Consider the following 20,454-nt stretch of genomic DNA (forward strand, 5'->3'; position numbering starts at 1 on the left):
ACCCGGGGCGAGTTGCGCGGCGAGCCGTATCCGCCGAGCACGACCGGTCCGTCCCGGGCGCCGGGCGAATCGAACCGGATCAGCGCGGCCTCGCGCGGCAGCCCGACCCCGGCACGCGCGGCCCGCCCGCATCCGCGCCCCGCCCCGCCCGGCGGTCCCGGTGGGGCCGGCCCCTCGGGTCGGCCCCGGACGGCCGCAGCTCGCCGCCCCCTCCGCGGTCCCGTCGCCCGGCCGTTCACGCCGCCGGCCGGACGCAGCCCCGGGACGGGGGTTGTGCACGACAATGTCCGGGGTCGGTCGTCGGGGTGTTCGGGGCACGGGGGCGGTGGGGTTGGTTTTGACCTCTTTGCGGGTTGGGGCGGCCGATGGAAGGGGTGGGTGCCGGTGAGGCACGGACGGGTCGGAGTCCGGAGTTCGCCGGATCCCGCTGTCTCGGGGCCGGCCGGCCCCGCCGTCGAGGACTGCCGGCGGGGCCGGTTGCGGGTCTATCTCGGTGCGGCGCCCGGGGTGGGCAAGACGTACGCGATGCTCGACGAGGCACGGCGCGGACTACGGCACGGTACGGATGTGGTGGTCGGTGTCGTGGAGTGCCACGGACGACCCCGCACCGAGGAGCTGCTCGCCGGCCTGGAGGTCGTGCCGCGCAGGCAACTGTCGCATCGGTGCGGCTCGTTCACCGAGATGGACGTGGACGCGGTGATCGCCCGTCGACCGCAGGTCGTGCTGGTGGACGAACTCGCGCACACCAACGCGCCCGGTTCGCGCCACAAGAAGCGCTGGCAGGACGTCGAGCAACTGCTCGACGCCGGGATCGACGTGATCTCGACGGTGAACGTGCAACACCTCGAATCGCTCAACGCCGTGGTCGAGTCGATCACCGGTGTGGCGCAGCACGAGACGGTGCCGGACGGCGTGGTGCGTCGCGCGGACCAGGTCCAGCTCGTGGATCCGGCGCCGGAGGCCCTGCGGCGGCGGCCCGCGCACGGAAACGTGTATCCGCCCGAGGCCGCGGCGTCGGCCGACCGCTTCCGGCCGGGGAATCCGACGGCGTTGCGGGAGCTGGCGCTGCTGTGGGTGGCGGACCGGGTGGACGAGTACCTGCGCGAGTACCGCCACGACCACGGGATCGACGCAGCGTGGCGGGCCCGCGAGCGGGTGGTGGTCGCGCTGACCGGCGGGCCCGAGGGCGACACGCTGATCCGGCGCGCGGCCCGGATCGCCGGTCGGGGGCCGGGCGGGGAACTGCTGGCGGTGCACGTCGCGCGCAGCAACGCCCCGTCCGGCTGCTCGCCCGCCGACCTGGTCCGTCAGCGCCGCCTGGTGGACTCGCTGGGCGGCACGTTCCACTCCGTGGTCGGCGACGACGTGCCCGGTGCCCTGCTCGACTTCGCCCGGGGGGTCGACGCCACGCAGGTGGTGCTGGGCGGCAGCCGACGCAGATCCTGGCAGTACGTCCGCGGCCCCGGCGTCGGCGCCACCTTCGCCGCCCGCTCCGGCGACATCGACACGCACATCGTCACGCACGAACACGTCGGCCGCGGCCGGGACACCACGCCCAAACGCTCCGGCACCGCCCGGGGCCGGGCGGTGGCGAGTTGGGCGGTCGCCCTGCTCGGCCCACTGGTGCCGGCCGCCGTGCTCGTACCGATGCGCGGCGGTGTGGCGCTGCCCGGCGACATGCTGCTGTTCCTGGCCCTGACCGTCGGGGTCGCCCTGTTCGGCGGCCTGTGGCAGGCGGTCAGCACGGCCGTGGTCGGATCGTTGTTGCTGGACTACTACCTGACCGCGCCGACGCACACCCTGAAGATCGCCGCGCCGGGCAACGTGCTCGCCCTCGTGGTCTTCGTGGTGATCGCCCTGGCGGTGGCCTCGGTCGTCGACCTGGCGGCGCGGCGCGCGCAGCAGGCCGCGCGCAGCCAGGCGGAGGCGGACACGCTGAGCTTTCTGGCCGGCAGCGTACTGCGCGGTGAAGGAGCGTTACCCGCGCTGCTCGAACGGGTCCGCAGGACGTTCGGGGTGGAGTCGGTGGCCGTGCTGCAACGCGACGGATCGTGCGGGCCCTGGGAGAGCGTCGGCTCGATCGGCCCCAATCCGCCGACCCGGCCCGATACCGCGGACGTCGAGGTGCCGGTGGACGAGTCGCTCGCGCTGGTGTTGTCCGGTCGCGCGCTGCCCGCCGACACGCGCGCCGTCCTGGGCGCGTTCGCCGCGCAGGCCGCGCTGGCCCTGGAACGCCGCACCCTGGTCGCCGAGGCCGCCGAGGCCCGTCGGCTCGGCGAGGGGCACAGTGTCGACACCGCCCTGTTCGCCCTCGTCGCCCGGGATCTGCGCGCGCCCTTGGCCGTGATCAAGGCCGGCGCGTCCGGCCTGCGTTCGCACGAGGTGGACTGGGCGCGGGCGGAGCGGGCCGAGTTGCTGGCCACCATCGAGGCGGGCGCGGATCGGCTCGACCAACTGATCGGCAATCTGCTCGACATGAGCCGGCTGCGCATGGGCACGATCGAGCCGCTGCCGAGCGACATCGCGTTGGAGGAGGTGGTCCCGGGCGCGGTGGCCCGAGTCGCGCGGACGGCGGTACGGGTGTCGGTGCCCGGCACGCTGCCGACCGTGCGTGCCGACCCCGAGCTGCTGGACCGCGTGGTGGCGAATCTGGTCGAGAACGCCGTCCTGCACACCCCGCCCGAAACACCCGTGATCGTCGCCGCCGAGGTGGTCCGCGACCGCGTCGAACTGCGCGTGGTCGACCGCGGCCCCGGCCTGCCCGACGACGCCAAGGACCGCGTCTTCGAAGCCTTCGCCCGACACGGCGACGCCCCCCGAAGTCGTGGCGTCGGCCTGGGACTCGCGGTCGCCCGCGGCTTCGCCGAGGCCATGCACGGCTCGCTCGCCGCCGAGGACACCCCCGGCGGCGGCCTGACCATGATCCTCACCCTCCCCGCCTCCACCGAGCCCCGGCCCGAGCCCGAGCCGGACGACCTCCCGGCGGAACCCGCCTCCTGAGCCCTCGCGCCGAAGCGCGCCGACCCGGGCGAACACCCTGCGACCGGTCGTCGACCTCGCGATTGACAATAGGCAGGTATTTGCCTGCATAATTGATCGTGAGCCTCGAAGCGAGAGCGATGGACTCGATTTTCAAAGCACTGGCCGACCCCACCCGACGCCTGCTGCTCGACCGGCTGCACGAACACAACGGCCAAACGCTGCGCGAACTGTGCGAACGCCTGGACATGGCACGCCAGTCGGCGACCCAGCATCTGGACATTCTGGTGCGGGCCAACCTCGTGACCGTCGTGCGGCGCGGCCGGGAGCGGCTGCACTACCTCAACCCGGCACCGATCCACGAGATCGACGAGCGCTGGATCTCGGGCTTCGAGAAGCCCCGTCTGCAAGCGATCAGTGCCATCAGGAAACAGGCAGAGGAGTACGCCATGACCAACGCACCCGAACCCGTGCCCGACTACGTCTACGTCACCTACATCCGGGCGAGCGCCGACCAGGTGTGGCAGGCCCTGACCGACGCCGACCTGACGGCCCGATACTGGGGCCACGCCAACGTCTCGGACTGGCGGCCGGGGTCGGCCTGGGAGCACCGGCGCACCGACGGATCGGGCGCCGTCGACGTCGTCGGTCGGGTGCTCGAAACGGAGCCCCCGACCCGCCTGGTCATCACCTTCGAGGATTCCCCCGACGCCGAGGCGACGCGCGAACCGTCCGTCGTCACCTTCCTCGTCGAACCGCACCAGGACATCGTGCGGCTCACCGTGACCCACGAGAACCTGGCCGACCTCGCGATGCTCGACGGCATTTCGCATGGCTGGCCGGCCGTACTGGCGAACCTCAAGTCGCTGCTGGAGACCGGTGAGATCCTCCCCCAGGCGCCGTGGGAGATGCCGCCCGCACACGACTGAAAGACCCCCGCCCGCACTCCGCGCACCGGGTCGACCGCCCGCCGGGAGCGGAACCGGCGGGCGGGTCGCTTCGTTGAAGTAATCCCAGCAGGACCGGAATCGGGAGCGCGGATGCACGTGACGGTGGAGTGGGTGGACGCCCGCGAACGACTGCCCTTGGACGGCATGCCCGTGGCAGCGGCGACGACGGGCCGCTATCCCACGCACGCGGACGACCCCGAGTCCGGGCAGGACTTCTGGCTGGTGATGCCCATGCGCTTCGCCGCGCGCCACATCGACGAGGACGGCGTCGAGCGGCACGACTGCTTCGTCGACTCCGACCGCGTCGTGCGACTGCCGTACGGCCGCCCCGGCGCCGAACCCGTCACCCACTGGGCGGCGTTGCCCACGCTGCCCGGTACGACCACGCACTTTCTGCTGGGCGAGGACGTGCCCACGGCGCTGCACGACGCCCTGGGATAGGGCAGAACCCGGGCGCTTGGCCGAGCCGGAGCCTCAGCCGCGGACCAGGGTGCGGCCGAGGAGGTCGAGCAGCCGGTCCCAGTGGCGCTGCAGCCCGGCGGCGCTGAAGGCGTCGGTGTCGGCCATGGTGAAGCCGTGGGTCGTGTCGGGGTAGATCTCGGTGGTGTGGCCGACGCCTGCGGCGTCCAGGGCTTGGTAGAGCTCGCCGACGATCTCGGGTGTCAGGTCGCCTTCGGCCAGACCGAGATGCACCTCGGCGGTGAGCGTGGGGATCAGGCGGTGCAGGCTGTCGGGCGCGTCGCCGACCACGAAGCCGGGGTGGAATCCGGCGACCGCGGCCACTCGGTCGGGGTGGGCCGCCGCGGTGCGCATCGCGAAGAGGGTGCCGAGGCAGTAGCCGACCACAGCGACCGGGCCGGCGCCGACCTCGGCCCGGGTGGTGAGGAAGTCGAGGTAGGCGTCGGCGTCGCGCCGGCCGCTCTCGACGGTGTGCGCCCGGAGCAGGGGCATCAGCCGGTCGACGACCTCGGGTAGGACGTCCTCGCCGATGTGGTCCGGGAGTTCGACCGCCGGCGCCGGGCCGTGTCGGTAGTGGAGGTTGGGGACGAGCACGTAGTAGCCGTGCCCGGCCAGTTCGCGGGCCAGCGCCGCCGGCACCGGCCGCAGACCGAAGGCGTCCGTGTACAGCAGCACTCCCGGGTGCCGCTCGTTCCCGTCGGGGAAGGCGGCGAAGGCGTCGGCCCGGCCGTCGGGGGTGGGAATCGACAGTGTCTTGCTGGGAATGGTGGGGTTTCCTTCCGAGTTCGCTCGACGGCGTCGGCCGCACCGACGCCGTCGGCACGAGCGAACGTATATCGTTAGTCCGACTAACGCAACGGTAGGATGTGGGCCATGATCGAAGCCGAAGCCCCGAACCTGCCCGACGACGGCGCGCCCCGGACGCCCGACCGGCTGCGTCGACGGGCGAGCCGACTGTTGTCGCAGCTCACCACGCGGTCGGACCGGCTGATCAACGAGGGGCTGGCCCGAGTCGACGCCCGCAAGTGGCACTACGCCGTCCTGGCCTCGCTCCAGGACCTCGGACCGGGCAGCCAGGCGGCGCTGAGCGGGCGTACCGGCATCTACCGCAGCGACCTGGTCGGCGTGCTCAACGAACTGGCCGAGCGCGACCTCGTCGAGCGCACGCCGGACCCCCGCGACCAGCGCCGCAACGTCATCACCATCTCCCCCTCGGGCCGCCGACAGCTGCGCCGCCTCGACCGGGTCCTGGACGTCCTGCACGACGAACTGCTCGCCCCGCTGACCCCGGCCGAACGCGAGCAATTCGTGCAACTGCTCACCCGTTTGCTGGACCACCACTCCCAACCGTCCTGAGCCGGGCCATGGTCCGTGTGGCCTATGGCCGCAGGTTCGCGGAGTCGGCGGCGGAGGGGGTGGGGGACACGCGCTCGGCCAACCCGCGCACGCCGCTCACGGCGACCACGATCAGCACGACCAGGGTGTAACCGCCCTCGCGGGGGCCGGGGGCCCGGTACTCGGTCTGGGCCCACCAGGCGGCGGCGAACGCCACCCACAACAGACCGGTCAGGACCGAGGGGTTGTGCCGACGGCGGACGAAACCCGCGAGCGCGAACGGTACGAGCCCCAGGAACGGCAGCGCGTGGATCCAGGTCGGCGCCCCCAGGGCCGCGTAGTTGAGCGAGACCACATATGCCCAACTGATCGTGACACTCAGCCGAGCCGACCACAGCAGCGCCACCAGGGAGAGCACCAGCGCGACTTCGGCGGCGGGAATGAGGACGACCGGGACCGGCCGCTCGAACCGGACGAGCGCGATCGTGGAGATCAGCAGCAACACCCAGCCCACCACCGCGATGGCCCCCGCCTCGGTGAAGCGGTAGCGAATCTGCCACGGCGACTGCGGCCTCCCGCGCTCGGCCCCGAACCCGGGACCGGCCCCGAACCCCGGTGCGTACCCCGGCCCGGCGCCGGATCCGGGCCAGGGCCCGGCGCCGGGAACGGCTCCGGAAACGACCCGGGGTCCGGCGTCGAAACCACCCCCGAATCCCGCCCCGGCCCCGGGCGACCCCATCGGCGGCGCGGCGGGCCGCGGGGGCGGCGGCACCAGGGTGACCGCCGCCGCGGACCGGGCCGGCGCGGGCCGTCCGGCCCAGGCCGGTGACGGCGGTGTGCCCGTGGCGGTCGGCAGGCCGTGCGGCGCGACCGCCGTGACGTCGGCGCTCAGGGCCCGTTGCGCCGATTCCAACGCCGACCGGAACGCCGCCGCGTCGGCGTACCGCTGTGCCGGTGACTTGGCGAGTGCCGACAGTGCGAGTGTGTCGATCCCGCCCGGCACGTCCGCCCGCAGCGCCGACGGTGGCGGCGGTGTCTTGGTCAGGTGTTGGTTCATCACCGCGAACGGCGAATCTCCGGTGAACGGCGGTTGCCCGGTCAGCAGTTCGTAGAGCAGGCAGCCGAGCGAGTAGACGTCGGAACGCGCGTCGACCGCTTCCCCGTCGATCTGCTCGGGCGACAGGTACGCCGGCGTGCCGACCATGAGTCCGGTCGCGGTCAACCGCGTCGTCGTCTCGGCGAGTGCCTTGGCGATGCCGAAGTCGAGCACCTTGATCGCGCCGGACTCGGTGACCATCACGTTCGACGGCTTGATGTCCCGGTGGATCACCCCCAGGCCGTGACTGTGCACCAGGGCGTCGGCGACATCGCGGGCGATCGCCACCGCCCGCGCGATCGGCAGCGGGCCGGTGCGCAGCGCGTCGGTCAGGGTGTTGCCGTCGATGTACTCCATGACCAGGAACGGGACGGTGTCGCCACCGTCGACGTCCTCGCCCACGTCGTGCAACGTCGCCACACCGTGGTGGGACAGGGCGGCGCTGGTCCGGGCCTCCCGGCGGAATCGTTGGCGGAACTCCTCGTGACGGGTGAGTTCGGCGGGCAACACCTTCACGGCCACGGTGCGCCCGAGCTCGCGGTCGACGCCCTGCCAGACCTCCCCCATGCCGCCTCGGCCCACCAACCGCACCAGTTCGTACCGCCCTGCAAGTACCCGCATACCCGAGTGCCCCCGCTGCTCGACCGCCGTTGCCGCAGCCACGGTACGGCACCCGTCGGGCGGGGGGCGGTCGCGGACGCCGGCCCGACCACCCGCATACCGCGGCACGTTCGCGGGCCGAGGCGAGCCCGGACACGGCGCGCGTGGCCGGGACGAGCGGCGTGCGCGGTTCGTCGATGCCGGGCACGGGTGGAGGGGCGGGCGTCGGCCGCGAAGTCGAGCCCGCCGTACTCTTCGGCGGTGTTCCGGGTGGTGTCAGGCGGCCTTTGCCCGGCCTTCGGAAACCTGGCGCAGGGCGTCGTCGAGGTCGGACTGGGCGCGTTGCAGCCAGGCCGTGGTGATGTCCACGGCGTCGCCGAGTTCGCCGCTGCGCCGGTGCAGGTGCAGTTGCTCACCCTCCTCGGCGGCGCGGGCGTGCTTGATCGCGTGATGGATGCGCCCGGCTGCGGCGAGTTCGCCGCCCGCCACCTGGAGCCAGGCGCGGGTCGTCGCGTCGGCGACCTTGTCGGTGTTCGCGGAGTCGGTCAGCGCCCGCGCGATCGCCTCGATGCTCTTGCCCGCCAGCTTGCGTGTCGCCAACGCCGGTGGCAGACCGGGGAGTTGGTCCAGTTCGGCCAGGATCACACTCTCCAGCAGGGCCAGGCCGTACGTCACTCGGCCCAGTTTCAACAGATACTCGTCATCCGGAATCATCGAGCCATTGTGCGATACGGGTCGGACACGATCGCGACACCACACGGCGTGTCGCACCCAATGCAGCCGGACGCGCCGGGCTCTGCGCTCCCGGGGCCCGATCCGGTGGCCTCGACGGCTGCCGCAGGCATCCGCGTCGTCGGCCGGAGCAAGGAGCCGCCCGACGACTGGGGGTTGGATCACCGGGCGGTCCGGGCACCGACCACGGGGGTTGTCGGCGCATCCGCAACGATCCGCCGACCAACCGCCCGCGCTCAGTGCGCCGGTCGGGAGTGTTTGGGCAGCAGGCCGACCAGGAGAAGCGCGAGGAGGTACAGGGCGGCGCAGATGCCGAAGACCCATTGCGCGGCGTGGAAGTAGGACTGCGTGGTGCCGTGGGCGGCACGGGAGAAGAACACCGTGCCGAGGGCGGCGACACCGATGGCTCCGGCGAACTGTTGCACGGCGTTGAGCATGCCGGCACCGGTGCCGACCTCCTCGGCCGTGGCGTCGCCGAGGATGAAGTCGAAGAGCGGGATGAACATCAGGCCCGCGCCGAAGCCGGTGAGGAACAACGACGGCGCGAGTTGCCACACGGTGATGCCGGTGTTCCAGTGCACGGTGGACCACCACAGGGCGAGCAGGCCGACGATCGCGACGGACAGGCCGATGCGCATCGTGGCACGGCCGAGCTTCTCGGCGAGCACGGCACCCGCGAGCAGGACCGCGACGGCGGTGCCCAGCGCCCAGGGGATCAGGGTGAGGCCGGTGTGCAAGGGCGTCCAGTGCAGGCCGAGTTGCAACAACAGGTTGATGACCAGGACGAACGCGCCGAGCGAGGCGTAGAAGCCGCCGACGATCAGCAGTCCGACGACGAAGCTGCGCCGGCGGAACAGGGACGGCGTGATGACCGGGTGCGGGCTGCGACGTTCGGAGGCGACGAAGAGCGCGAACACCGCGACCGAGGCGACCATCGAGAGATACGTCCAGACCGGCCAACCCAGCTCGCGCCCCTGGATGAGCGGGACGATCAGCAGCGCGGAACCCGCGGTGAGCAGCCCCACGCCGACGAGGTCGAGCCGGCTGCCCGGGTCCTCACCGGCATGGTGGGGCAGGACGCGGCGGCCGAGGACCGCGGCGGCGACGCCGAAGGGCACGTTGATCAGGAAGATCGAGCGCCACTGGCTGCCGAACAGGTCCAGGTGGAGCAGCCAGCCGGCGAGGATCGGACCGGCCACCGTGGCCAGGCCCATGATCGGACCGAACGGCATGAGGGCCTTGCGCAGGTGCTCGGGCGGGAAGACGACCTTCACCAGTGCCATGCCCTGGGGGATCATCACCGATCCGAATAGTCCCTGGAGCAGGCGGGCTCCGATCAGGAAGCCGGGACCGGGCGCGAGGCCGCAGGCCAGTGAGGCGAGGGCGAAGCCGTTCAGGCCGATCAGGAACAGGCGTCGGCGGCCGAGGATGTCGCCGAGCCGGCCGGAGGTGACCAGGCCGAGGGCGAAGGCCGCGGTGTAGACGGTCAGCACCCATTGCAGGGTCATCGGGCCGCCGCCGAGGTCGGCGCGGATGGACGGACCCGCGAGGTTGGCGACGCTGGAGTCGATCAGGTCCATGATCTCGGCGATGAAGACGACGGCCAGGACCAGCCAGGCCCGCCGGAGGGGGATCGGATCGGCACGGGAAGCCGTCAACGAACTTTGTTCAGTAGTCATGAACTAAGTTCTAGGCGACGAACTTAGTTCTGGTCAAGCTAGAATGTGCCCATGCCCTCCGACCACCCGAGGCGGGGCCGAGCGGCCCGCCACGCACCACAGCCCGCCGATACCGCGCCGACGCCCTCGCGGAAGGCGCCGATCACCCTCGACCGCATCACCGACGCCGCCCTGCACGTCATCGCCACCGAGGGATACGACGCGCTCACCGTCCGCAGGATCACGCACGTCCTGGGGACCGGGCCCTCTTCGCTCTACGCGCACATCGTCAACAGGGACGACATCGACGACCTGATCATCGGGCGGCTCTGCTCCGAGATCGTGCTGCCCGAGCCCGATCCGGCGAACTGGCAAGCGCAGACCCGCGATGTGTGCGGCCAGCTCCGCGACCGGTTCCTCGCGTACCCGGGCGTCTCCCGCGCCGCGCTCGCCATGCTCCCCACCAACCTGGAGACCCTCCGGGTCAACGAGGGCCTGCTCGCCATCCTGCTCGCCGGGGGCGTCGATCCGCAGCGGGCGGCCTGGGCCATCGACAGCCTCTCGCTCTACGTCAGCGCCTACGCCCTGGAGCGCTCGCTGCTCGCGCAACGACGGAAGCACCCGGACCACGAGTGGGTTTTCAGCCGAGCCGAACTGGTCGGCCGGTTCGAGGCACTTCCGGCCGACCGGTTTCCGCAGATCAGGCGGCACGCGGCCGAACTGACCTCGGGCGCGGGGCACGACCGCTTCGACTTCGCCCTCGGCCTGATCATCGACAACCTCGTCCCGGAGCATCCCTCGACCCGGCCGGATCGGGTCGGGTAGGTCGTCCGGGGTCGGCGCGAACTCGGCGGAATCCGCAGGGCGGTTCGGTGCCGACCCGATGTCCGCGGCTGCGACGCCGGCCGCGGGCGAGGCGGGTCGGGCGGGGCATCACGGGTGTGCGACCGGGGCGTTCCTCGGATAGAGTTCCGCGGCCGATCGGCCACGGAACCACGGAGGCGACTTGTCCAACCATCCGGGATACCCAGGCCCCCAGGGCCCACCTCCTCCTCCGCATCCGAGCCAACCCAGGTGGGCCTGGTGGGTGGTGGGCATCGCCATCCCGCTGATCGGCATCTTCGTCACCATCGCCGTCAGTCGATCCGGGTCGGATTCGGATTCGAAGAGTCCGTCGGCGAATTCGGCCACCGTGCCCGGCACCTCGCCCCCGGCTGCCTCGCCGGGCGGGCAGAACCCGCCGGCCGGCGGTGCGGGCGGCCAGTCGGCGTCGAACACCCCGACGAACGCTGGTGGAACGGCGCGGGTCCTGTTCGGCCCGGGTCCGGTCACCGTCGACCCGAACAAGCAGTACGTCGACTTCGACACCAGTCCGCCGCTGGTCTCCCAGTCGAACAAGGCCGTGGACCTCGCCTTCCTGTACACGCTGGGCGCGCCCGAGCTCATGACGGTCGGCTCCAGCAACACCCTGGCCGCGATCCCGCAGGGCGATCCGGACCCGACGCCGCAGGTGTGCGCCGAGGCGATTCGCAAGCGCGGCACCTACCTGGGCGGCGAACTCGCCCAGGGCACCCGCTTGTGCATGGTCACCAACGAGGGGCGCACCGGGTTCATCCGGGTGGACGGGCCGGCCGCCGCCAACGTTCCGCTGCGACTCCAGGCGACCGTCTGGGATCTTCCCGGCTGAGGTCGGGGGGTCGCCGTCGGCGCCGGCCGTCGGGTTTGCCGAGGGTCACCGCCGATGACCGCGGTCGGGTTTGCCAAGACGGCAAAGAAGTTTGGCGGAATCGGCACCTCGGTCGCATGGTCGTAGTGGAGGTGGTCACGATGACCGATCGGCTGATGGACGACGATTACGACGTGGTGGTCGTCGGAGGTGGTGCCGCCGGACTGGGCGGAGCGTTGACGCTGGCGCGGGCCCGACGCTCGGTGTTGGTGATCGACTCCGGTGCCCCGCGCAACGCGCCGGCCGCGGGGGTGCACGGGCTGCCGACCCTGGACGGGATCGCGCCGGCGGAATACGTGGCCCGCGCCCGGGCCGAGGTGCGTGGCTACGGCGCCCACGTGGTCTTTGCCGAGGTCGACGCGGTCCGCCGTACCCGTGACGGGTTCACGGTGACGACGGCCGACGGTCGGGCCGTGCGTGCCCGTCGGTTGTTGGTGACCACCGGGCTGGTCGACGAATTGCCGGACGTACCCGGGCTGCGCGGCCGGTGGGGGCGGGACGTGCTGCACTGTCCGTACTGCCATGGTTGGGAGATCCGCGACCAGCCCGTCGGGGTGTTGGCCTGCGGCCCGCTGTCGGTGCACCAGGCGCTGTTGTTGCGCCAGTGGAGCGCGGATGTCACCTACTTCGCGCACACCATGCCCCCGAGCGACGAGGACGCGGAGCAACTGGCCGCCGTCGGCATCCGCGTGGTCGAGGGCGTGGTGGCATCGCTGGAGATCGCCGCGGACCGCCTCGTGGGCGTACGGCTGGGCGACGGCACCTTGGTCGCGCGTGCGGCGTTGGCGGTAGCGCCGCGGATGGTGGCCCGCGCCGGGTTCCTGGGCGGCATCGGATTGTGGCCGGTGGAGCATCCGTCGGGGGCCGGCGAGCACATCCCGGCCGACCCGTACGGCGCCACCGACGTACCGGGCGTGTGGGTCGCGGGCAACGTCACCGATCCCTCCGCCCAGGTCGGGACCTCGGCGGCCGCCGGCGCCGTCGCCGCGACCCGGATCAACGCCGACCTGGTCGCCGAGGCCACCCGATGCGCGGTCGCCGCCCGCCGGGACCCGTTCTCGGCGGACAACGAGGCCCGCGTGTGCGCGAGCGTGCTGGGCGACCGGCGCCACGGCCTGTGAGGCGCGGGCCGGCGGCGGCGCACGCTTTTGAGCGTCGTCGGCCGCCGACCCCGTGCGCTCGCGCCGGCCCGCCGCAGCTCCGGCCTAGACTCCGACCGTGGCCGGACAATCACGAACGACGACGAGTACGGCGCCGCTGTCGGGTGTGCGCTTCGTGGGGTTGCGCTTTCGGCTGGAGACGCGGGGGTTGCACCGCCCGGTCCCGGTCGAGGTCGCCGCGCTCACCCATCACGGTCCGGGCGATCACGTCGCCTGGCGCGCACACGCCCCGATCGAACCGCCCGCGCCCGACGGCGCGCCGCCCGCGCCGATCACCGTCCCGGTACCAGCCGCGGCGCCCGGCTCACTCGCCGCGGCACTGACGGACATCGAGCGCCACGTGACCCGCGATCTCCCGCACGCGATCATCGGGTTGCCGCCGTTCGCCGAGAAGACGCTCGTCCGGGAGCAGCGCGCCTACTGCCCGCTGCTCGCCTCGTGTGTCGTCCTGGACGTGCTCACCCTCGCGGCGATCGTCACCCCGACCGCCACACCGCAGTCCTTCGACACCAGGCTGCAACACCTGGGCCTGCGCCCGCCCCTCGAACGCGCGGTCACCTGGGACGCGTACGCACTGGCCCACCTGTTCCACACCACCGTCGCCAAGGGCATCGCCACCGGCCGCTGGTCCACGCTGGACGACCTGATCCGGGTCGCCGGCTCCTCCCCTCCCCCCGTCGAACCCGAATTCATGCCCGCACTCGACGTGCAGGAATCCCTCTTCGACTGAGGTCAGCGAGGTGGGGCGGAGAGCGGCCCGTTACCCGCCGTGCGCAGCAGGGGTTTGGTCATGGCCCGGGTGATCGTCGGGTCGCGGCCGTCGACGTAGGGGTCGCGGAGGGTGTAGCCGGCGCCCGCGAACAGGGCGAGGGCCCGTACGTTGCGGCTGCCGGTCTCCACGACCAGTCGCCGGGCGCCGGCCTGGGCGGCGGTGTGCTCCAGCGTGCCGAGCAGGCGGCGGCCGTGGCCGTGGCCGCGCTGTTCGGGTTCGACGTACAGGCGTTTGATCTCGGCCGCCCGACCGGGCATGGTGCGCCATCCGCCGCAGCCGACCGGGGTGTGTCCGCTGTAGGCGAGGACGAACAGGCCCTCGGGGAGCTCCAGATCGCGAGGCTCGGTGAGGTCGGGGTGATCGGCGAAGCCGTACAGGGCGACCTGTTCGGCGTACAGCGCATACAGCAGGATCTGGGTGTCCGGATGGGTGTAGGGACGCGGTACGAGCCGAACGTCGGCAAGGGCGTTGGGGCCATCGGCGCCGAACGGCCCGTGATGGCCCGGTGCCCCACCCAACACGGCCCCGCCCTTGGCGCGGTGCGCGAAACGGATCAACGACCTGCTCCCTTCCCGCCGACCCCGCACATCGGGGCTCCCCCACGATTCTCCGCGAAGCCCCCACACCCCGAACAGTGGCCCCGGCCAACAGACCACAATCCCTCCCCGTCAACTCCCCACCACCCCCGGGCACTCGCCACTGTCGAACCCGACGGGCCGACTCTCGGGTCGACGACTTCGGGGTTGCCCGGGGTGGTGGGGCGGAGCAGGATTCGGGGATGCGGTTTTCTGTGAATGTTCCGAACTTCGGTGACTTCGCCGATCCTCGGGTGGTGGCCGCGGTCGCGGTCGCCGCCGAAGAGGCCGGGTGGGATGGGCTGTTCGTCTGGGATCACGTGGTGCACGACAAACGGGCGCGGCGCGGGCAGCCGTTCGGTGATCCCTGGATGTTGCTGACCGCCGCGGCGTTGGCCACCTCGCGGATCAGGTTGGGCACCCTGGTCACCCCGGTGCCGCGCCGGCGGCCTCAGCAACTGGCTCGCCAGGTGGCCACGTTGGATGCGCTCAGTGGCGGGCGGGTGATCTTCGGCGCGGGGCTGGGCGGGCCGTTCGAGGACGAGTACGCGGACTTCGGCGAGCCGACGGACCCGGTCGTCCTCGCCGAACGCCTGGACGAGGGGCTCGATTTGCTCGATCGTTTTTGGTCGGGCGAGCCGGTGGAGCACGACGGAACACACTTCCGGGTCCGGGACGTGACGCTGCTGCCCGCCTCGACGCAGCGCCCGCGGCCGCCGGTGTGGATCGGCGGGTTCTGGCCCAATCGCCCGCCGATGCGCCGTGCCGCGCGCTGGGACGGCGCGGTGCCGTTGTTCGCCGACGCCCGGCACGGCCAGGCCCCGCCGCTCGACCAGGTGCACGACCTGGTCGCCTACGTGCGCAGGCACCGCGAGTCCGACGCACCCTTCGACCTCGTCCTCGGCGGCGTCAGTCCCACCGACCCCGCCCGCGCCCACGACCTGCTCGGGCCGCTGGTCGACGCCGGCGCCACCTGGTGGGACGAACGCCGACTCATGGCCGACGAAGACCTGTACCGGTCGGCCCCGATCCTGCGGCGCGTCGAAGCGGGGCCGCCGGTGTTCTAGGGCAGCCCGGTCCGCGACCCACGAAAGGTGGCGGCGGGCTCACGGTCGGCGGGCAGTAAGGGTTATAGTTGCGCTTCATCGGTTACCAAGGAGCGCAAGGCGTGCGAATCCCCCTTACCGACTACGCCCCCGGGGCGGCCGTCGCCACCGATCTGGTCAACACCTCACCGACCGTGCGACTCACCGGCGACGCCCTCCCCGATCCGGGCGCGCTGGCGAACTTCCTTGCCGAGCACGGGCTTTCCCTCGCCGCGACGGCCGACGGACGCCCGCCGACCGAGCAGGACCTGCATCGGGTACGGCTGCTGCGCCGCGAGGCACGCGTCGTCGTGGAAACCGAGACCGAGGCGCACGCCGTGGCGGGCGCGACCGTACTCGCCGACCGGGCCGGTCGCGCCCCCACCCTGCGTCGCGGCCCCGACGGCCGAGTGCAGTGGTACGTCCCGACCGCTCCCGAGGCCACCCTCGCCGACGAACTGGCCGCACTGATCGGCATCGCCCTGCTCGGCGTCGTCCAGGCGCTCGGCCACGAACGCTTCCGAGCCTGCGCCACCCCCCACTGCCGGGGCGTGTTCGTGGACACCAGCCGAGCCGGACGCCGCCGCTACTGCACGCCCGACCTGTGCGGCAACCGGGTCAACGTGGCCAACCACCGTGCCCGCAACAGGATTGGCGGCGTCCGATGAGCGCCCTCACCGGCACCCTGCACCTCCCGGACGGCAGCCCGATCCGCGGCCGCGGCCTGCGCCACCCGCTGCCGGACGGACCGGTCCCGGAGTTCGGGCTCTACCTCGGCTCCGACCGGCTGCGCCGCCGGCACGAGGACCGACTGCCGTGGCCGCACGCGTGGATCGACTGGCCCGACTTCCTCCTGCCGCGCGATCGGGACGCGGCCGTCCGCGAGATCCGGGCCCTGCACGAACGAGCCCGTACCGGCGCCTCGGTCGAGGTCGCCTGCGGCGGCGGCGTCGGCCGCACAGGCACGGTCATCGCCTGCCTCGCCGTGCTGGCCGGACTCGACCCCGCCGAGGCGATCGCCTGGACCCGACGCCGGCACCACCCGCGCGCCGTGGAAACCCCCTGGCAGCGCCGCTGGGTGAGCCGCTTCCCGGCGGCCTGAACGACCGCCGTGCGTGGCGCTACCCGCCCAGGTCGGCCAGCCGCTTCAGCGTCGCGTCGATCGACCCGCGTCCGGCGGGCAGCAGGGGCAGGCGCACGTCCGGGGTCGGAATGCGGCCCTGCGCGTGCAGCACGCCCTTGATCACGGTCGGGTTGGGTTCGCCGAACGCGGCGGCCGACAACCCGGCCAGCGCGTGGCCCAGCTCCCGGGCCCGCACGACGTCGCCGCCGCGCCAGGCGTCGGCCAGCGCCACGAACCGGTCGGTGGCCAGGTGCGCCGAGGCGAGGATGCCGCCCGCCGCGCCCAGGGCCAGCAGCGGGGACAGGAACAGGTCGTCGCCGGCCAGCACGGCGAAGTCCGGCGGCGACTCGCCGAGCAGGTCCACCGCGTCCTGATCGACATCGCCCGTCGCCAGCTTGACGCCCACCACGCCGGGAATCCGGGCCAACTCGCGCAGTCCGGCCGCGTCGAGCGGCTGCCCGGTGCGGTACGGGATGTGATAGACGATCAGCGGCAGCGGACTCGCGCTCGCCAGATGGGCGAAGTGCGCCCGTACGCCGGCCTGCGCGGGACGGGTGAAGTACGGGACCGGCACCAGCGCGGCGACGGCCGCGGGCCACCGCGCGAGCTCCGCGAGGGCATGCGCGGAGGCCCGGGTGTCGTTGTCGCCGGCGCCGATGGTCAGCGGCGCGCCCCGAGCCGCACACACCCGCGCGCACACGGCCAGGACCGCGAGTCGTTCGTCGGCGTCGAGGGTGGCGGCCTCGCCGGTCGTCCCCAGCGCGACGATCCCGGCGGCGCCCGCGTCCAGGACGCCGTGTGCGAGGCCCTCCAGTGCCTCCTCTGCGACGCCTCCGTCGGCGGCGAACGGTGTGACGAGCGGTACGTGAACCCCGTGCAGGGGTGGAAGCCGATGCATGCCCATCAGCGTGACCCGCACCTTTCGTTCAGGTCCAGTTCACATTGATAAATCCGAGCGTAAGCTGAGCTGATGCTCGATGTCCGTCGCCTGCGCCTGCTGCGCGAACTCTCGCTGCGCGGCACGATCGCCGCCGTCGCCGAGGCGCTCGCCTTCACCCCGTCCGCCGTCTCCCAGCAACTGGCCACCCTCGAACGCGAGGCGGGCGTGCCCCTGCTGGAGCGCACGGGCCGGCGGGTCACCCTCACCCCCGCCGGCCGCAACCTGGTCCGGCACGCCGAGGCCGTCCTGGCCCATCTGGAGCAGGCGGCGGCCGAACTGGCCGACACACGCCGCGGCCTGGCGGGCCCGCTGCGGATCGGCACCTTCCCCACCGCGACCCGAACCATCGTCCCGACGGTGCTGGCCGATCTCGGCGAGCGGCACCCGGGCCTGGAGCCGATGGTGCTGGAGATCGATCCGGCCGGCGTCGCGGACGCGCTGCGCGCGGGCGAGCTGGATGTGGCGCTGATCCACGAGTACGACTTCGTCCCGCCGACGGACGAACCGGGCCTGGCCGTGCGGCCGTTGTGCGTCGAGGCGATGTATCTCGCCTCGACGGCACCGGCGCCGCCGCCCGGGGCGGTCGCGTCGGTGCCGGCACACTGGCGCGACTCGCCCTGGATCACCGCGACTTCGGGCACGATGTGCCACGCGATGACGATCCGGGCCTGTCAGGCCGCCGGATTCACCCCGCGGGTACACCACCAGGTGGACGACTTCGCCACCGTGCTGACCCTGGTCGCGGCCGGCCGGGGCGTCGCCATCGTCCCGCAACTCGGGATCACCGACCCGCCGCCCGAGGTGCACCTGACCCGCCTGCCGATCCGGCGCCGCACCCGAATCGCCTTCCGCGACGGCGCCGCGGCCCACCCCGCGGTGGTCGCGGCCGTCGAAGCCCTGCGCACAGCCGTACCCGGCACGCTCGCCCGGGCATCGTGGCCCGCGCCCGACGAGCCGCACCCACGCGCGTGAACCTGCCCGAGCGAACGCGTGTCGCGAGCGGGGACACGGCGGGCGCGGGCGACCCTGTGACCCACCGGCCGCACCGGGCGGCGATCGCGAGGAGGTCGAGGCCATGCTCGTTCTCGGGCATTCGCAGGTCGAGGCGCTGCTCGAACTCGACGCGTTGATCGACGCCCTGGCCCCGGCGATGGCGGACCTGAGTGCGGGTCGCGCCTCGGCACCGGACCGGGTCGCCGCGCTGGTACCCGAACGGGACGCGTTCCTGGCGGCCATGCCGGGTCGGGTGCCCTCCGCCGGAGTGCTGATGAGCAAGCTGGTCTCCCTCTTCCCACACAACGCGGGCACCGCGCTGCCCACCCATCAGGCCCTGATCGTGGTGTTCGACCCGGCCACCGGGGAGCCCGCGGCGCTGCTGGACGGCACGGCGGTCACCGCGTGGCGGACCGGCGCCTGTTCGGCGTTGTCGGCACGGCTGTTGGCCCGCGAGGAAGCGACGGTGCTCGCGATCGTGGGCACCGGGGTGCAGGCCCGCTCGCACGCTCTCGCGATGTGCCGGGTCCGCCCGATCCGGCAGATCCGGGTGGCCGGCCGCGATCCGGCCAAGGCGGCGGCGTTGGCCGGCGAACTGTCGTCGCTGCTGGACGCCGAGGTACGACCCGCAGCCGACTACGCCGACGCGATCGCCGGTGCCGACATCGTGGCGGCGGCCACCCACTGCCTCGAACCCGTGGTGCGCCGCGCGTGGTTGGCGCCCGGCACGCATGTCACCTCGGTCGGCTTCAACCCGGCCGGCCGCGAACTCGACGACGCCACCATCGCCGACGCGCTGGTGTGTGTCGAGTCGCGACAGGCCGCGTTGGCGCCGTTTCCCACCGGCAGCAACGACCTGCTGACGCCGATCCGGGACGGCGTGATCACCGCCGGGCACGTGCATGCCGAACTGGGCGAACTCGTCGCCGGCACCCGCCCCGGACGCACCTCGCCGGAACAGCTCACCGTGTACAAGTCGGTCGGCGTCGCGGTGCAGGACGCGGTGGCCGCCGCGCTGGTGGTCGACGCCGCCCGGGAACGGGCGATCGGCGTCGAAATCGCCATGGCGTAGCGGCCCGACGGCCCGGCGCCGCGACCGCGGGACGCGCCGAGGTGCGCGGACCCGGCGGGTGTGTGGCACGCTCCGTTCGAGCGCGTCGAAACGATCACCGAACCGTCGGGGGTCGCGCGTGGGACCGAGTTGTGGGGCATGCCATGAATGACGGTACGCGGACCATCCGTTGGGGAATCCTGGCCACCGGCGGCATCGCCGCCGAGTTCACCAAGGCGCTGCAGAGCCTGCCGAACACGGAGGTCGTCGCGGTTGGTTCGCGCAGCCTGGAGAGCGCGAAGGCGTTCGCCGAGCGGTTCGGCATACCCCGCGCCCACGGCAGTTGGGCCGAACTCGCCGCGGACGACGACGTCGACGTCGTCTACGTGGCCACCCCACACGCGGCGCACCGGGTCGCGGCCGGGCTGTGTCTGGAGGCGGGCCGGGCGGTGTTGTGCGAGAAGGCGTTCACCCTCGACGCGCGCGAGGCCCTGGAACTGGTGGAACTGGCCCGGCAGCGCGGGCTGTTCCTGATGGAGGCGATGTGGACGTACTGTCACCCGCTGATCCGCCGGCTGCGCGAGCTGATCGCCGCCGGCGAGATCGGCGAGATCCGGAGCGTCTCGGCGGCGTTCGGCTTCGCCGGGGAGTTCCCGCCCGAGCATCGGTTGCGCGACCCCGCGCAGGGTGGCGGTGCGCTGCTCGACCTGGGCGTCTATCCGGTGTCCCTCGCCCAGTTGTTGCTCGGTGAGCCCGACGCGATCCGGGCCTGGGCGCATCTGACCCCCGAGGGCGTGGACGACAACACCGGGATCGTGCTGGGCTGGCACAACGGCGCCGTGGCCACCCTGGGTTGCACGTTCACCGCGCACACCGACGCCCCCGCGACGATTACCGGCAGCAGGGGCCGGATCGAATTCGCCGAGGGCTTCTTCTACCCCGACCGCTTCGTCGTCCACCGGCCGGGCCGGGAGCCGCGGACGGTCCTGCTCGCCGAGGTCACCGCCGATCCCGAACGCGGCACCATGCGGCACGAGGCCGCCGAGGTGAACCGCTGTCTGCGCGTCGGCGAGACCGAGTCGCCGCTGGTCCCGCTCGCCGGCACCCTCGCGGTGATGCGCACCCTGGACACCGTCCGCGAACAGATCGGCGTCCGCTACCCGAGCGTGCGCTGAATCAGCCCACCCGGCCGGCGCGGCCGGCCACCCGTACAGCCACCG

General features: G+C 72.7%; 20 protein-coding genes. 14 read left to right on the plus strand and 6 right to left on the minus strand.

Going from position 1 to position 20,454, the window contains the following annotated elements; translation table 11 throughout:
* The first annotated feature begins 525 nt into the window (after nt 1-525).
* The 3 genes from ABZ374_RS19035 to ABZ374_RS19045 all read left to right on the plus strand — a co-directional run bounded on the left by ABZ374_RS19035 (nt 526) and on the right by ABZ374_RS19045 (nt 4,370).
* Nucleotides 526-3,000, plus strand: coding sequence for an ATP-binding protein (locus tag ABZ374_RS19035; protein ID WP_360312478.1), 2,475 nt, complete (start codon nt 526-528; stop codon nt 2,998-3,000).
* 119 nt (nt 3,001-3,119) lie between these two features.
* Nucleotides 3,120-3,908 (plus strand): metalloregulator ArsR/SmtB family transcription factor, encoded by a 789-nt coding sequence (locus ABZ374_RS19040; protein ID WP_360312392.1) that lies wholly within the window; start codon nt 3,120-3,122, stop codon nt 3,906-3,908.
* Between the two features lie 111 nt (nt 3,909-4,019).
* The gene (locus ABZ374_RS19045) at nt 4,020-4,370 is read left to right on the plus strand and encodes an AQJ64_40280 family protein (RefSeq protein WP_360312394.1); all 351 of its coding nucleotides are present in this window, start codon (nt 4,020-4,022) and stop codon (nt 4,368-4,370) included.
* Between the two features lie 33 nt (nt 4,371-4,403).
* Here ABZ374_RS19045 and ABZ374_RS19050 read toward each other — a convergent pair whose 3' ends face one another.
* Nucleotides 4,404-5,153 (minus strand): dienelactone hydrolase family protein, encoded by a 750-nt coding sequence (locus tag ABZ374_RS19050; protein WP_360312480.1) that lies wholly within the window; start codon nt 5,151-5,153, stop codon nt 4,404-4,406.
* Between the two features lie 108 nt (nt 5,154-5,261).
* On the opposite strand from ABZ374_RS19050, the gene ABZ374_RS19055 reads away from it, so the two are divergent.
* On the plus strand, nt 5,262-5,744 hold the full coding sequence (locus ABZ374_RS19055; RefSeq protein WP_360312396.1) for a MarR family transcriptional regulator: 483 nt from the start codon (nt 5,262-5,264) through the stop codon (nt 5,742-5,744).
* A 22-nt stretch (nt 5,745-5,766) separates the two neighbouring features.
* Here ABZ374_RS19055 and ABZ374_RS19060 read toward each other — a convergent pair whose 3' ends face one another.
* The 3 genes from ABZ374_RS19060 to ABZ374_RS19070 form a co-directional block, all read right to left on the minus strand.
* Nucleotides 5,767-7,482: a protein kinase gene (locus ABZ374_RS19060; protein WP_360312398.1), complete on the minus strand. Its 1,716-nt coding sequence runs from the start codon at nt 7,480-7,482 to the stop codon at nt 5,767-5,769.
* Nucleotides 7,483-7,695: 213 nt separating this feature from the next.
* Nucleotides 7,696-8,133 (minus strand): hypothetical protein, encoded by a 438-nt coding sequence (locus tag ABZ374_RS19065; RefSeq protein ID WP_360312400.1) that lies wholly within the window; start codon nt 8,131-8,133, stop codon nt 7,696-7,698.
* 254 nt (nt 8,134-8,387) lie between these two features.
* Nucleotides 8,388-9,830 carry a DHA2 family efflux MFS transporter permease subunit gene (locus ABZ374_RS19070; protein ID WP_360312402.1) on the minus strand — a complete coding sequence of 481 codons (1,443 nt, stop codon included), beginning with the start codon at nt 9,828-9,830 and terminating at the stop codon, nt 8,388-8,390.
* Between the two features lie 51 nt (nt 9,831-9,881).
* On the opposite strand from ABZ374_RS19070, the gene ABZ374_RS19075 reads away from it, so the two are divergent.
* From ABZ374_RS19075 to ABZ374_RS19090, 4 genes are all read left to right on the plus strand, one after another.
* Entirely contained in the window at nt 9,882-10,634 is a 753-nt protein-coding gene (locus ABZ374_RS19075) for a TetR/AcrR family transcriptional regulator (RefSeq protein WP_360312404.1), read from the plus strand.
* 262 nt (nt 10,635-10,896) lie between these two features.
* Complete coding sequence (locus tag ABZ374_RS19080) at nt 10,897-11,496, plus strand: hypothetical protein (RefSeq protein WP_360312406.1); 600 nt, start codon at nt 10,897-10,899, stop codon at nt 11,494-11,496.
* A 140-nt stretch (nt 11,497-11,636) separates the two neighbouring features.
* Nucleotides 11,637-12,656 (plus strand): NAD(P)/FAD-dependent oxidoreductase, encoded by a 1,020-nt coding sequence (locus tag ABZ374_RS19085; RefSeq protein ID WP_360312408.1) that lies wholly within the window; start codon nt 11,637-11,639, stop codon nt 12,654-12,656.
* A 97-nt stretch (nt 12,657-12,753) separates the two neighbouring features.
* Nucleotides 12,754-13,425 carry a hypothetical protein gene (locus ABZ374_RS19090; protein WP_360312410.1) on the plus strand — a complete coding sequence of 224 codons (672 nt, stop codon included), beginning with the start codon at nt 12,754-12,756 and terminating at the stop codon, nt 13,423-13,425.
* A 2-nt stretch (nt 13,426-13,427) separates the two neighbouring features.
* Here the strand turns inward: ABZ374_RS19090 and ABZ374_RS19095 are convergent, their stop codons facing one another.
* Entirely contained in the window at nt 13,428-14,024 is a 597-nt protein-coding gene (locus tag ABZ374_RS19095; RefSeq protein WP_360312412.1) for a GNAT family N-acetyltransferase, read from the minus strand.
* 221 nt (nt 14,025-14,245) lie between these two features.
* Here ABZ374_RS19095 and ABZ374_RS19100 point away from each other — a divergent pair, with 221 nt between their 5' ends.
* The 3 genes from ABZ374_RS19100 (at nt 14,246) to ABZ374_RS19110 (ending at nt 16,229) form a co-directional block, all read left to right on the plus strand.
* Nucleotides 14,246-15,109: an LLM class flavin-dependent oxidoreductase gene (locus ABZ374_RS19100; RefSeq protein ID WP_360312414.1), complete on the plus strand. Its 864-nt coding sequence runs from the start codon at nt 14,246-14,248 to the stop codon at nt 15,107-15,109.
* A 101-nt stretch (nt 15,110-15,210) separates the two neighbouring features.
* Entirely contained in the window at nt 15,211-15,795 is a 585-nt protein-coding gene (locus ABZ374_RS19105) for a CGNR zinc finger domain-containing protein (protein ID WP_360312416.1), read from the plus strand.
* Complete coding sequence (locus ABZ374_RS19110; protein ID WP_360312418.1) at nt 15,792-16,229, plus strand: protein-tyrosine phosphatase family protein; 438 nt, start codon at nt 15,792-15,794, stop codon at nt 16,227-16,229. The genes ABZ374_RS19105 and ABZ374_RS19110 overlap by 4 nt, the downstream gene beginning before the upstream one ends.
* 19 nt (nt 16,230-16,248) lie before the next feature.
* Here ABZ374_RS19110 and ABZ374_RS19115 read toward each other — a convergent pair whose 3' ends face one another.
* On the minus strand, nt 16,249-17,154 hold the full coding sequence (locus ABZ374_RS19115) for a 4-hydroxy-tetrahydrodipicolinate synthase (RefSeq protein ID WP_360312420.1): 906 nt from the start codon (nt 17,152-17,154) through the stop codon (nt 16,249-16,251).
* Nucleotides 17,155-17,220: 66 nt separating this feature from the next.
* Between ABZ374_RS19115 and ABZ374_RS19120 the strand changes: the two genes are divergently transcribed.
* The 3 genes from ABZ374_RS19120 to ABZ374_RS19130 all read left to right on the plus strand — a co-directional run bounded on the left by ABZ374_RS19120 (nt 17,221) and on the right by ABZ374_RS19130 (nt 20,409).
* On the plus strand, nt 17,221-18,162 hold the full coding sequence (locus ABZ374_RS19120) for a LysR substrate-binding domain-containing protein (protein ID WP_360312422.1): 942 nt from the start codon (nt 17,221-17,223) through the stop codon (nt 18,160-18,162).
* A 103-nt stretch (nt 18,163-18,265) separates the two neighbouring features.
* Entirely contained in the window at nt 18,266-19,255 is a 990-nt protein-coding gene (locus tag ABZ374_RS19125) for an ornithine cyclodeaminase family protein (protein WP_360312424.1), read from the plus strand.
* Between the two features lie 143 nt (nt 19,256-19,398).
* Nucleotides 19,399-20,409 (plus strand): Gfo/Idh/MocA family oxidoreductase, encoded by a 1,011-nt coding sequence (locus tag ABZ374_RS19130; RefSeq protein WP_360312426.1) that lies wholly within the window; start codon nt 19,399-19,401, stop codon nt 20,407-20,409.
* Nucleotides 20,410-20,454: the final 45 nt, after the last annotated feature.

The sequence above is a fragment of the Embleya sp. NPDC005971 genome (genome assembly GCF_040629175.1).
Classification (GTDB): Bacteria; Actinomycetota; Actinomycetes; order Streptomycetales; family Streptomycetaceae; genus Embleya.